Source organism: Sinorhizobium chiapasense, from assembly GCF_036488675.1.
Taxonomy (GTDB): domain Bacteria; phylum Pseudomonadota; class Alphaproteobacteria; order Rhizobiales; family Rhizobiaceae; genus Sinorhizobium; species Sinorhizobium chiapasense.
In genome coordinates, this window is the sequence record NZ_CP133148.1 from 1,923,283 (window position 1) to 1,936,071 (window position 12,789).

General features: G+C 63.4%; 13 protein-coding genes. 8 read left to right on the top strand and 5 right to left on the bottom strand.

Features of this window, described 5'->3' with window-relative positions:
• Positions 1-62: 62 nt before the first annotated feature.
• Positions 63-2,135 carry an ASKHA domain-containing protein gene (locus RB548_RS09210; protein WP_331374624.1) on the top strand — a complete coding sequence of 691 codons (2,073 nt, stop codon included), beginning with the start codon at positions 63-65 and terminating at the stop codon, positions 2,133-2,135.
• Positions 2,136-2,192: 57 nt separating this feature from the next.
• On the opposite strand, the gene RB548_RS09215 is transcribed toward RB548_RS09210, so the two are convergent.
• Complete coding sequence (locus RB548_RS09215) at positions 2,193-2,672, bottom strand: Lrp/AsnC family transcriptional regulator (RefSeq protein ID WP_408642407.1); 480 nt, start codon at positions 2,670-2,672, stop codon at positions 2,193-2,195.
• A 139-nt stretch (positions 2,673-2,811) separates the two neighbouring features.
• Here RB548_RS09215 and RB548_RS09220 point away from each other — a divergent pair, with 139 nt between their 5' ends.
• From RB548_RS09220 to RB548_RS09245, 6 genes are all read left to right on the top strand, one after another.
• Positions 2,812-4,026, top strand: a complete 1,215-nt coding sequence (locus RB548_RS09220) for a diaminopropionate ammonia-lyase (RefSeq protein ID WP_331374626.1) — start codon at positions 2,812-2,814, stop codon at positions 4,024-4,026.
• On the top strand, positions 4,023-5,258 hold the full coding sequence (locus RB548_RS09225; RefSeq protein WP_331374627.1) for a Zn-dependent hydrolase: 1,236 nt from the start codon (positions 4,023-4,025) through the stop codon (positions 5,256-5,258). Before RB548_RS09220 ends, RB548_RS09225 begins: the two co-directional genes overlap by 4 nt.
• A gap of 12 nt (positions 5,259-5,270) precedes the next feature.
• Complete coding sequence (locus RB548_RS09230; RefSeq protein WP_331374628.1) at positions 5,271-6,425, top strand: M20 aminoacylase family protein; 1,155 nt, start codon at positions 5,271-5,273, stop codon at positions 6,423-6,425.
• A gap of 198 nt (positions 6,426-6,623) precedes the next feature.
• Positions 6,624-7,229, top strand: a complete 606-nt coding sequence (locus RB548_RS09235) for an adenylate/guanylate cyclase domain-containing protein (protein WP_331374629.1) — start codon at positions 6,624-6,626, stop codon at positions 7,227-7,229.
• On the top strand, positions 7,163-7,921 hold the full coding sequence (locus tag RB548_RS09240; protein WP_331374630.1) for a hypothetical protein: 759 nt from the start codon (positions 7,163-7,165) through the stop codon (positions 7,919-7,921). The genes RB548_RS09235 and RB548_RS09240 overlap by 67 nt, the downstream gene beginning before the upstream one ends.
• Positions 7,922-7,979: 58 nt before the next feature.
• Positions 7,980-8,345, top strand: coding sequence for a hypothetical protein (locus RB548_RS09245; RefSeq protein WP_331374631.1), 366 nt, complete (start codon positions 7,980-7,982; stop codon positions 8,343-8,345).
• 36 nt (positions 8,346-8,381) lie between these two features.
• On the opposite strand, the gene RB548_RS09250 is transcribed toward RB548_RS09245, so the two are convergent.
• Complete coding sequence (locus RB548_RS09250; protein WP_331374632.1) at positions 8,382-10,367, bottom strand: BTAD domain-containing putative transcriptional regulator; 1,986 nt, start codon at positions 10,365-10,367, stop codon at positions 8,382-8,384.
• Between the two features lie 171 nt (positions 10,368-10,538).
• On the opposite strand from RB548_RS09250, the gene RB548_RS09255 reads away from it, so the two are divergent.
• On the top strand, positions 10,539-10,790 hold the full coding sequence (locus tag RB548_RS09255; RefSeq protein ID WP_331374634.1) for a hypothetical protein: 252 nt from the start codon (positions 10,539-10,541) through the stop codon (positions 10,788-10,790).
• A 13-nt stretch (positions 10,791-10,803) separates the two neighbouring features.
• Here RB548_RS09255 and RB548_RS09260 read toward each other — a convergent pair whose 3' ends face one another.
• From RB548_RS09260 to RB548_RS09270, 3 genes are all read right to left on the bottom strand, one after another.
• Entirely contained in the window at positions 10,804-11,271 is a 468-nt protein-coding gene (locus tag RB548_RS09260) for an SRPBCC family protein (protein ID WP_331374635.1), read from the bottom strand.
• A gap of 26 nt (positions 11,272-11,297) precedes the next feature.
• Positions 11,298-11,609, bottom strand: a complete 312-nt coding sequence (locus RB548_RS09265) for an ArsR/SmtB family transcription factor (protein ID WP_331374636.1) — start codon at positions 11,607-11,609, stop codon at positions 11,298-11,300.
• Positions 11,610-11,826: 217 nt separating this feature from the next.
• The gene (locus RB548_RS09270) at positions 11,827-12,723 is read right to left on the bottom strand and encodes a LysR substrate-binding domain-containing protein (RefSeq protein ID WP_331374637.1); all 897 of its coding nucleotides are present in this window, start codon (positions 12,721-12,723) and stop codon (positions 11,827-11,829) included.
• Between the last annotated feature and the right edge of the window lie 66 nt (positions 12,724-12,789).

Sequence of the window (12,789 nt, forward strand, 5' to 3'; positions counted from 1 at the left end):
CTGAAGCCGTCGATCCGCGCTTCGCTCCCGGCTGAAGCGAACATGACGAAAGACGGAACAGCATGCGCATTGACAGCACTTCCGAACTCGAGACCAATATGCCTGAAGCCGCGCGCAAGGATCCTCTGGTACTGTTCATGCCGTCGGGCAAGCGTGGGCGCTTCCCGGTCGGCACGCCGATCCTCGACGCCGCGCGTTCGCTCGGGGTCTATGTCGAAAGCGTGTGCGGCGGACGCGCGACCTGCGGACGCTGCCAGGTTTCCGTGCAGGAAGGCAACTTCGCCAAGCACAAGATCGTTTCGTCGAACGACCACATCTCGCCGATCGGCCCGAAGGAGCAGCGCTATGCCAGCGTGCGCGAACTGCCGGATGGCCGCCGCCTTTCCTGCTCTTCCCAGATTCTCGGCGATCTCGTCATCGACGTGCCGCAGGACACCGTCATCAATGCGCAGGTGGTGCGCAAGGCCGCGACCGACCGGGTGATCGAGCGCAATGCCGCCGTCCAGCTTTGCTATGTCGAAGTCGACGAACCGGACATGCACAAGCCGCTCGGCGATCTCGACCGAATGAAAGCCATGCTGGAGAAGGATTGGGGCTGGAAGGATCTGCTGATCGCGCCGCATCTGATCCCGCAGGTGCAAGGCATCCTGCGCAAGGGCAACTGGGCCGTCACCGCCGCGATCCACCGCGACATGGATTCCTCGCGCCCCTTCATCGTCGGCCTCTGGCCAGGCCTCAAGAACGAGGCCTACGGCGTCGCTTGCGACATCGGCTCGACGACGATCGCCATGCACCTCGTGTCGCTCCTCTCCGGTCGCATCGTCGCCTCCTCGGGCGCGTCGAACCCGCAGATCCGCTTCGGCGAGGATCTGATGAGCCGCGTCTCCTACGTGATGATGAACCCCGACGGCCGCGAGGCGATGACCAAGGCCGTGCGCGAAGCCATGAACGGCCTGATCGGCAAGGTCTGCGCCGAGGGTGAGATCGACCGCCACGACATCCTCGACATGGTGGTCGTCGGCAATCCGATCATGCATCACCTCTTCCTCGGCATCGATCCGACCGAACTCGGCCAGGCGCCCTTTGCGCTCGCCGTCTCCGGCGCGCTGCAATACTGGGCGCACGAGATCGACATCGAAGTCAATCGCGGCGCAAGGCTCTACATGCTGCCCTGCATTGCCGGCCATGTCGGGGCGGACGCCGCGGGTGCGACACTTTCGGAAGGCCCGCACCGGCAGGACAAGATGATGCTGCTCGTCGATGTCGGCACCAATGCCGAGATCGTGCTCGGCAACCGACAACGCGTCGTTGCCGCCTCCTCGCCGACGGGCCCGGCCTTCGAAGGTGCTGAAATCTCCTCCGGTCAGCGCGCCGCGCCCGGCGCGATCGAGCGCGTGCGCATCGACCCCGAGACACTGGAGCCGCGCTTCCGCGTGATCGGCGTCGACAAGTGGTCGGACGAGGAAGGTTTCGCCGAGGCCGCCGCCGCGGTCGGCGTCACCGGCATCTGCGGCTCGGCGATCATCGAGGTGGTCGCGGAGATGTATCTGACCGGCATCATTTCTCAGGACGGCGTGGTCGACGGCGCCATGGCCGCGAAAAGCGCGCGCATCGTCCCGAACGGCCGCACCTTCTCTTACCTCCTGCATGACGGCGAACCCCGCATCACCGTGACGCAGAACGACATCCGCGCAATCCAGCTCGCCAAAGCGGCGCTCTATGCCGGCATCAAGCTCTTGATGGAAAAGCAGGGGGTCGATCATGTCGACACCATCCGCTTCGCCGGCGCCTTCGGCTCGTTCATCGATCCGAAATACGCCATGGTGCTGGGCCTGATCCCGGATTGCGACCTCGACGAGGTGAAGGCGGTCGGCAATGCCGCCGGCACCGGCGCGCTGATGGCTCTCCTCAATCGTGGCCATCGCCGCGAGATCGAGGAAACAGTCAGGAAAATCGAGAAGATAGAGACGGCTCTTGAATCGAAATTTCAGGAGCACTTCGTCAACGCCATGGCGATGCCGAACAAGGTCGACGCCTTCCCGAAACTCGCCGAGGTGGTCACCCTTCCGGAGCGGAAGGTGATGGCCGATGATAGCGAAGGTGGCGGCCGCAGAAGGCGCCGCAGCCGGGAATAGGCGCTATCGCCTTTCCCTCGCTGCCGCTGCCACCCGAGATCACCGTGCCTTTGAGTCTCAAAGCGGCACCGTCAGCCCCACCTTGACCCGGTCCATGGCGACGAAGGTGCGGAATTTCTTGACATTGTTGTTACCGAAGAAGAGGCGTCGCGTCAGCGCCTCGTAATCGGCCATGGTCGCGACGACGATGACCAGGATGAAATCCGCCTCGCCGGTGACATAGTAGCATTGCTGCACTTCGGGTGCGGCCGAAAACTCCGCCTTTGCCGCATCGATCAATTCGGCCGTCTCGCTGATCACTTCGACCTCGACGAAGATCGTGATCGGCTGGCCGACGCTGGCCGGATCGACGATGGCGCAATTGGCCGCGATGACACCCGCCTCCTCCATGCGCCTGATCCGCCGCTGCACCGCCGGCGCCGAGAGATTGACCGCCTCGCCGATCGTGCGCTGCGGCGTGGCATTGTCCTTCTGCAGGATCTTCAGGATTGCGAGGTCGAAGGAATCGAGGGCGATTTCGGGAGCGGTTTTCGCCAAAGCTGACATACCTCGTGAAACAAACTTGCATTTCGAGGCCTAGAATACAGCGCAATTTTCGCGCTCTGTGCAATATATATTCGCCGATCCAGGAGTTTGAGACGCGGGATTCATCCCGCTTAGATCAACGAGGACGGCTATGTTTCTTCTGAATACCCATCCCGACCACAACCGCCCGCTCGACCCCGTCGATGCGGAAACTCTTGGAGAAGGCGCCGCCGATACGGTCGAGCGCTTCCTCGCCCATCGCGCCAATCATGCCGAGACGCCGCTGCACGCACTGCCGGCACTCGCGCGCGAGCTCGGCGTCGGCGCGGTCCATGTCAAGGACGAGGGTCATCGGCTCGGCCTCGGCAGCTTCAAGGCGCTCGGTGGCGCCTATGCGGTGATCCGGCTGGTGCTGGAAGAGGCGGAACGGCGCCTCGCGCGCCCGGTCGATGTCGCCGAACTGCATTCGTCGGAGGTCAAGGCCGTGGCGGCGACGATGACTTTCGCCTGCGCGACCGACGGCAATCACGGCCGCTCTGTGGCGCAAGGGGCCGAGCTCGTTGGCGCGAAGGCGGTGATCTTCGTTCATGGCGGCGTCAGCGAGGCCCGTGTGGCGGCGATCTCCCGCTTCGGTGCCGAGATGGTCCGTGTCGACGGCACCTACGATGATACCGTTGCCGAAGCGGCGCGGGTCGCGACCGAGAACCGCTGGACGATCGTCTCCGATACGTCCTGGGCAGGCTACGAGCGCATTCCCGGACTGGTGATGCAGGGCTACACGGCAATGGTCCGGGAGGCGCTGCGCCGGCTGCCGGAGCCACCGACGCATGTGTTTGTCCAGGCGGGTGTCGGTGGCGTCGCCGCTGCCGTCAGCGGTCATCTCGCGCTCGCATTTGGCGACCGGCGGCCGACCTTCACCGTCGTCGACCCGGTGCGCGCTGCCTGCATCTTCGAGACGGCGCGTGCCGGGCATCCGGTGAAGATCGCCCATGGCGAGCCGACGGTGATGGCCATGCTCGAATGCTACGATCCCTCGCTTGTCGCCTGGCGCGTGCTGAAGCACGTCGCCGACGTCTTCATGACTGTCGACGAGCAGGACGCCATTGCCGCGATGAACCGTCTGGCGCGCCCGTCCGGCAACGATCCGGCGATTGTTGCGGGAGAAAGCGGCGGCGCCGGATTGGCGGGCCTCGTCCGGGCGGCGACCATCCCCGCCGTCAGGGCGGCGATCGGCCTCGATGAAACCTCTCGCGTCCTGCTTTTCAACACCGAGGGCGCGACGGACCCGGCGCGCTATGCCGAGTTCGTCGGCATGACCCCGGCGGAAGTCATCGGCAACCGGCGGGCACAGGGAGCAACAGCATGAGCGCCCTATCGATCGATGCGGACCGGCTGCTCAGCCGCATCCGCGCACTCGGCGACATCGGTCGCGACAGCGGCGGCAGATTGACCCGGCTCGCAGCCTCGGACGCAGACAAGGCAGGTCGGGACCGGCTTGTCCAGTGGCTTTGCGAGGCGGAACTGGAGGTCGTGGTCGACCGGGTCGGCAATATCTTCGGCATCTGGCGCGACGCCGGCAATGCCGCGAATGCGCCCGTCCTCATCGGCTCGCATATCGATACTGTCATCGACGCCGGCATCTACGATGGCTGCTACGGGGTGCTTTCCGGCCTGGAGGCGATACAGACGTTGAGGGAAGCCGGTACCGCCCTCGCCCACCCGATCGCCATCGCTGCCTTCACCAATGAGGAAGGCGTGCGCTATGCCCCCGACATGATGGGCTCGCTCGTCTATGCCGGCGGGCTTTCGGTCGACGAGGCGCTTGCGACGGTCGGCACGGACGGCAGCGTACTTGGCGAGGAACTGCGACGCATCGGCTATGCCGGCGCGGATGGGCCGGACTTTTCAAAGCCACATGCCTATGTCGAACTCCATGTCGAACAAGGTCCGGTCCTGGAGCGCGAAGGCGTGCCGATCGGAGCCGTCGAGAACCTGCAGGGCATTTCCTGGCAGCGGATTACGATCGAGGGCGTCGCCAACCACGCCGGCACGACGCCGATGTCGATGCGGCGCGACCCCGGCTACGCGGCCGCCCGCGTGATCGGCTTCCTGCACGATCGCGCAACGACCTCCAATACGCCGACCGTCGCCACCGTCGGCTGCATTGCCTTCGAGCCGAACGCGATCAACGTAATCCCGTCGCGCGCCACTTTCACAGTCGACCTGCGCGATCCTGACACGGAACGGCTGAAAGCCGAGGAAGCCGCGCTCGCTGGCTATCTGCAGGACCTGGCGGCTGTCGAGGACATGACCATAATGACGGAGCGCCTGGCGCGGTTCGAGCCGGTGACCTTCGACGCAAGGATTGTCGGTATCGTCGAGGAGGCAGCCCGCATGCGCGGCCTCGCCTCGAAGCGGATGACCTCCGGCGCCGGCCATGACGCGCAAATGATTGCGCGGGTCGCGCCGGCGGCGATGATTTTCGTGCCGAGCGTCGGCGGCATCAGCCACAACCCGCGCGAATATACAGCCGACGTCGATCTTGTCGCCGGCGCCAATGTCCTGCTCGATGTCATCCAACGCCTGGCTGCAGACTGAAGGAACGATCCGATGACTGATCTTGAGATGCTCGAAAAGCAGATGACGGAATGGCGGCGCGACCTTCACGCCCATCCTGAATTCGGCTTCGAGGAAAAGCGAACCTCCGCCTTCGTGGCGACGAAGCTCAGGGAGTTCGGGCTCGATGTCGCCGAAGGCGTCGGCGGCACCGGTGTCGTCGGCACGCTGAAACGCGGTAGCGGCAACCGGGCCATTGCGCTTCGCGCCGACATGGACGCGCTGCGCATTCCGGAACAGGGAGCGGCCGAATATCGCTCGCAAAACCCGGGCGTGATGCATGCCTGCGGCCACGACGGCCACACGACCATGCTGCTCGGCGCGGCGAAGCTGCTCGCGGAAGACGGAGGCTTCGACGGCACCGTGCGCTTCATCTTCCAGCCGGCCGAAGAATGGGGCAAGGGCGCCCTCGCCATGCTCGACGACGGCCTGATGGAGCGATTTCCCTTCGAGGAGATCTACGGGCTGCACAACATGCCGGGGCTTGCCGTCGGTCATTTCGAGACGCGTTCCGGCGCGATCATGTCAGCGGAAGACAATTTCGAGATTGTGCTCACGGGCGTCGGCGGCCATGCCGCGCGTCCGCACGCCGGCAACGAGGTGCTGGTTGCCGCTTGCGCTCTCGTCACCAACCTGCAGACGATCGTCTCGCGCCGCCTGAGTCCGGCCGATATTGGCGTCGTCTCTGTAACGGAACTTCTCACCGATGGCACCCGCAACGCGCTGCCCGGCCTTGCCCGCGTCCTTGGCGATGCACGCAGCTTCCGGCCGGAGGTCAGTGCCGAGATCGAGAAGCAGATGCGCGTGATCGCGGAGGGCACGGCGTTGACCCACAACGTCTCCGCCGAAGTCACTTACACGCGCGAATTCGTGCCTCTCCTCAACGATGCGGCCCTGGTCGAGGAAGCCTTCGCCGCCGCAAGAACCGTGTTCGAAGCCGATCATATCGCCACGGCCCTTGAACCGATGACGGGCTCCGAAGATTTCGCCCGCTTCCTTGAACACGTTCCCGGCTGCTTCGTCTTCCTCGGCAACGGCCGCGATTCCGCGCCGCTTCATAATCCGACCTACGATTTCAACGACGCCGGGCTCGTTCACGGCGCCCGTTTCCATGCCGCGATCGTCAAGCAGCGTCTGCCGTTGGCGTAGAGCATTCCAGCAAAGATGTGTAACGGTTTTCCGTCCGGTCGGACTGAGCACGGACTGCACGGTCTCGGCTGCGCTCATGAATAAGCTTCGCTTACTCGTCGCCCGGTCATAACGGGCGAAGACTTCGGTTGTGTGCCGTCGCCTTCTGTCGCAGTTTCGAATAGAATGATCCTGGCAGGTCACGTTGTCGGAGCGGGGATGATCAATTCTACCGATCACGAGGTTCGAAGGCGTCTCGCCGCGATCCTGGCTGCCGATGTCGTTGGATATTCGAGCTTGATGGGCCGGGATGACGAAGGCACGCTCGCGAGGATCAAGGATCTTCGCCGTGACGTGATCGATCCGACAGTGACCCGACATCAGGGGCGGATCTTCAAGACGACCGGCGACGGCATACTGGTTGAGTTCCCGAGTCCTGTGGAAGCCGTGCGCTGTGCCGTGGAGCTCCAGCAAACGCTGGCAAAGGCCCCATCCCAGGTTATCCAGCTTCGCATCGGCATCAATCTCGGCGACATCCTCATCGATGAGGACGGCGACGTTTACGGAGACGGCGTGAACGTCGCTGCCCGCCTCGAACGACTGGCGAACCCGGGAGGTATCTACTGTCGGCGAAGGTCTACGAGGAAGTCCGCGACAAGCTGTCCTACAGTTTCGACGACCGCGGCGAGCAGCAGGTCAAAAACATCGCACGGCCAGTTAGGACCTACAGCCTGTCGCTTCAAGAGAAAGCCCCTCGGATGGCGCTCGGCCCCGGCAATGGTGGCGAGCGGCCGGCCGTCACCGTCCTCCCCTTCCTCAACATGAGCGGAAACCCAGAGCAGCAATATTTCGCGGAGGGCCTTACCGAAGACATCGTCACAGCCCTTCTGCGCGTTTCAGGCATCGTCGTTGTATCAACTGCCTCGCACTCCTGGCGACCGCATTCCGAACAGCAGGCCCTTCGCTTAGGCACGTCCTTTCAGCTCGAAGGCAGTGTGCGACGCTCCGGCAATCGTGTGCGTGTTAGCGCACAACTGACAAGTCGTACCGGAGAGGGATTGTGGGCCGAAAAGTATGATTTTGAACTGGATGATATCTTTGCAGTTCAAGACGATCTGGCACGCAGCATAACCGCTGCCTTGAAAATCAAGCTTGAGGAACATGAACGCCACCATGCCCTGACCAAGCCCCCGGCAAACCTGAGCGCCTACGACTATTGCCTGCGCGGACGCCATCTGGCTCGAAATTTTGATCGAAACGAGCGCTTGCGAGCGAAAGAAATGTTTCTATCGGCCATTGAAGCCGATCCGCTCTACGCGCGCGGATATATTGAACTTGCCTGGTTTGACATCCGCAGGCTCAAGTGGGGCGAGGCAACGGACCCGGAGGCAGCACTTGCTCGGGCATCGGATGCCGCCGAGGTCGCGACAACGCTGGACCCGAACGATGCGGACTGCCATTGGCTGCTGGGCCTGATCCATCTTTGGAGGAGAGATCACGGAAAGTCGATGGCGTGATACGAGCGCTCGAACACTTAGTCCGAACCATCCTGATCTGCTCTCCGAGATGTGCGATATGTTGACCTACGCCGGGAGGTCCGAACAGGCCGTTCAGATCGGAGAGATGGCGCTAAAGCTGAACCCGAACACGCCCGACTGGTATCTCTGGAACGTTGCCGCGGCATACTACTTTCTTGCCGACTACGAGACCTCGCTGGGCTATCTCCAAAGAATGGTACAGCCGGGGCCTGCCTATCGCCTCATCGCCGCGACCTATGCCCGGCTCGGCCGACGGGAAGAGGCGTCGAAGGCCGCTTCAGAACTGCTCAAGATCAATCCCGAATTTTCGATCAGCAGGTTCGAAGCCCAAGCTCCTTACCTTCGGCAGGACGACCACGATCACTATATGACCGGGCTACGCATGGCGGGGCTTCCGGAGTGACGCGCAGCACCTAGAGACCAGTACAGTGGATCCACGCTAATTCTCCGGCAGGCCCGCCTTCTTCATGCCAGCCGCCATCGTCTCGCGGAAACGGCTGACGTCACGCAGCGAGGGAAGCGCGACATATTTGGCGATCGTGTAGTCGGGCTGAATGGCGAGAAATCGCTCGGCCGCCCAATGGGCGGTCTTCAGGTCGTCGTTCATGGCTGCCCAGGCCGCCAATTGACGATAGGCCCAGGTGACGTTCGTATGGCGTGTGACCACGTCCCGGGCGATCGCGGCCGCTTCCGAAAACCGGCCGGCGAGCGCGTAGGCAGCCCCGAGCCCCATCCGCATATTGAACACGAAGGGATCGAGCGGGCTCAGCCGCATCGCCCGCTCGAACCGTTCCTGTGCCTCGACCGCCTGGTCCTGATAGATCCCGACCCAGCCGTAACGGGTCCAGGCCCAGGCATTGTTCGGATCGAGCGCCAATGCGCTCTCGATGAACGCGGATGCTCTTTGCTGATCGCCGGCAAGACTGGCAGCTGCCCCACAAGCGGTCAGCGCCGTCGGGTCGTCGTCTATCAGGCCGGATGCCCGATCTACGGCCTCGAACGTGGCCCGCAGTTCGGAGGCCTGGTCGGGCGACCAGAGATAGGTGATGTTCAGCGCGTGGCACCAGGCAAGCAGCGCGTGCGCCCGACCATATTTCGGATCGAGTTGCAGCGCCTCCCCGAGCGTCGCCATAGCCTCGGCGATGGCGACGGCATTTTGCCCCCAGAGTTTTGGAAAGGCGCGCATGACCAGGTCGTAGGCCCTGAGATTTGCGGGCGGCTTGCGCGTCGCGGATTCGATCTCCGCGTGGCGGACGGCCGGATGGATGGCGCCGGCGACCTGAGCCGCGATCCGGTCCTGGAACTCGAACAGGTCCGCGCTCGCCCCCTCGTAGCGATCCGACCACAATTGCTTGCGCGACTCGGCATCGACCAGTTGCACGGAGATGCGCAGACGATCGCCACCACGACGAACGGTGCCCTCGACCACATAGGAGACCCCGAGCTCGGCTCCCACTTCGCGGACATCGATGAAACGACCCTTGTAGGTGAAGGCCGACTGGCGGGCGATGACGAAGAAATCGCGAACGCGCGACAGCGCCGCGGTGATCTCCTCGACGACGCCATCGACGAAATAGTCGTCCTCCTCGCTGCTCAGATTGTCGAACGGCATGACGACGACGGAGGGCTGCTCCCTCTCGCGCGGCACCGGGGCGGGGGTGTCATTTTTCATGGGCGCGATGGGTGTCGCTGGCGGCACCTCGGAGGGTGTTTCGATCAGCGCCCGCGTTGCCGCCTCCGGTTCGACGCCGAGTTCGCGCTGAAGCGCCTCGCGACAGAGGAGATATTGCCGCATGGCAGCATTCGCCTTCCCGCGATGCTGGCAGATCCGAATCATGGCGCGGTGCGCTTCCTCGGCGGCGGGCTCGGAAGCCAGCAGCCGCTCCGCCAGCCGCTCGCAGGCCTGCACTTCCGCCGTGCCGCCGTTGGCCTTCAGCTCGCGGCTTAACCGATCGACGAGTTGCAACGCCTTTTGCCGATAGTTGCTGCGGTGCGGTTGGAACCATTGTTCGAGCTCGTCGGGAATCGAGATCTCAGAGAGGAGGTCGCCACGATAAAGCTCGGCCGCCGCCGCAAGGTTACCGATCCCGCCCTGCTCGATCAGGTGATCGAAGACCCAAAGGTCGGCCTCGCCGGGGCCGGCGGCAAGTCCGACGGTCTCAAGGTCGGCCTCGATCTCGATCGCTGCGCCGTTACCGGCCGGGAAAGCGCGCCGGATATCGACGAGCGCTTGGCGCAGGCTGTTGCGCGCCTGCGCCTCGCCACGGCCCGGCCAGAAGCCATCGGCGAGCAAGGCCCTGCGCACGCCGCGACGCCCCGCCAACACCAGGGTGGCAAAAACGAGCGCGGTCTTGCGCGTCGTGAACCTGACCGGTTTGTCCGACGGCGAAACGACGGTGAACTCCCCCAGCAATCGAATGCGCATGCACTTGCTCCATTTCACAAAATGCGAGCCACGTTAGCATTGATTGCTTTCGATTTAACGCAGATTTAGCGCTTGTCCCCTTCGGCCTCACCCGCATTTCACTCCCGCCTGAACAGCGGTAAAACGCGGCCATGGCAATCTCCCTCCATCAGTTCGAAGATGGAGGCCGAGATGGCTACCGCAGACTATCACTCCGGATACGCAGCCCACACCGGCGATATCGTCCACGCCCTCGCAGAGCGGTTTGCGAATATTGCTTCCGCCTTTGCGAAGCAGCACCGGCACGCCCAGACGCTGAAGGCACTCGAAAGCCTCAGCCACGACGAGTTGAGAGACATCGGCTATCCGGCAGGCGCGCTCGAAGCGAAACCCGCGCTGGAAATCACGGCCGGCCTGATGACCACCTTGATGTCCATGCGGTGAATGGGGCCAGACCTCACGCCACCTTGGCGACATAGGAGGCGAGCAGTCCGCCCCAACCGTTTTCTGAATCGAGCACGCCGCGCAGTTCCTCGGCCTTGGCGCCGTAGTTGGCGAGTTGGCGATGTTCGAGCACAACGGTCGTCTCGTTCGCCCCCTTCGCCTCAAAGAGCACTTCCACCTCAGTGCGGAACGCGGGGTCGAAATCGAAATCGGCATTGAGTTGCCAGGCGAAGAGGATGCGGTTCGGCCGGTCACAGGCGATCACGTGACCCCACTCCCTCTCCTCACCGGCATTGCCGATCTCGTACCAGCGACCGCCGGCGACCGCCTCGACGACAACCGTCTTCTGGCCGGATTCCGTGAGGCTATGGCCCTTGATCCACCAGCTTCCCATGCCGTTGACAAACACGTCAAAGGCCCTTTCCGCCGGCGCGCGGACGGTGACGGACTTGCGGACTGGAGCGGGGTCGATCGTGTGCATGCTGCTTCCTCCCATTGCACCGAATCTCAGGATTCGTCCGCCGTCTCGACCACACCCTTGAAGGCGGCGAGTTGCTCGCTCCAGAAGCGGTCGAGCCACGCCCGGAGAGGCCCTAACCCCTCCGGATCGATCGAATAGATCCGGCGCGCGCCCGAGGGCACGTGACGCACGAGCCGCGCCTCCTTCAGAACCTTCAAGTGCTGCGAAATCGCCGGCTGCGACACCGGCATCGTCCTTGCGAGTTCGGCGACGGACTGCCGCCGCCCGGCGATATGCTCGAAGATCGCGCGTCGCGTCGGGTCGGCAAGGGCTGCGAACAATCTATCTTCATAAGCCATAGCTTATTATAAGCCACCGCTTATCATTTTCAAGCGGCCGCGGTGAACGATCCCGCAAACGAAGCGCCGCGAATTCGGCTGAACACGCGGCGCTCCGAATAGGTTGACGTTTGAAATCGCGCAATTCCGGATGAAAACCGTTACACACTTTTCCTGGAATTGCTCTAGCGGTGAGCCAGGGTCTCGCAGCTTCCTCAGGCCGGTTCAGTCCAAGGAATCATGCCGCTTGCATCTGCAACTCGGCGAAGGCCTCACGCACATGATCGGCGACCGCGAGCACCGGCGCCGGCGCGTCCTCGATAACCTTGAGCCCGATGTCGTAGTGCCCGAGATCCGGCAAACCGTCACGCTCACCGAGCTGGACCATGTCGCCCTGGACCAGGTAGCGCGGCAGCGGAGCGATGGCGAGGCCGGCGAGAACCGCCGCCCGCTGACCGGTCGTATAGGCGCTGAGGAAGGCAACGCGGAACTTGCGGCCGGCCCGGGACAGTTTCTCGACCGCATCGGCGCGCCAGACGCAGCCGTCTTCCCACATGGAAACCGGCAGGGGATCGCGCAAATGCGCATTGCCGCATTTCGCGCCCGCCCAGACGAGCTTCTCCTGCAACAGGATTTCGGCGTCCTTCGACGTTTCATCGGTCAAGCTGTTGAAGATGGCTATGTCCAGCCGGTGCTCGTCGACCCGCTTGCGCATGGCGTTGCTCATGCCGATCGATACGTCGACGGTGACATTCGGGTAGGATTCCGCAAAGCGCTTCAACACGTCCGGCAGGATCCGCTCGCCGACATCCTCCGGCGCGCCGACCCGGACTACGCCGTTCATGTCGGGCAGAAGGAAGCGCGACACCGTTTCATTGTTGAGCGACAGGAGCCGACGGGCAAAGCCGAGCAGCAACTCGCCCTTCGGCGTCAGCGACACCGAGCGCGCGTCACGCAGGAAAAGCGTGCACCCGAGCAGTTCCTCCAGCTTCTTGATCTGCATCGAGACGGCCGACGGCGTGCGGTAGACCGTCTCCGCCGCCGTGGTGAAGTTGCCGGTTTCGGCGATGGCGACAAAGGTCTTCAGCACATCCATCTCAAGCAGCGGAAGCGCGTGGCGCAGCATCATGTTCATGGCGGTATCCTCATTCAGAAAAACTGAAAGATAACATGATTTCATTTCGTTTGATTGAACATCAAG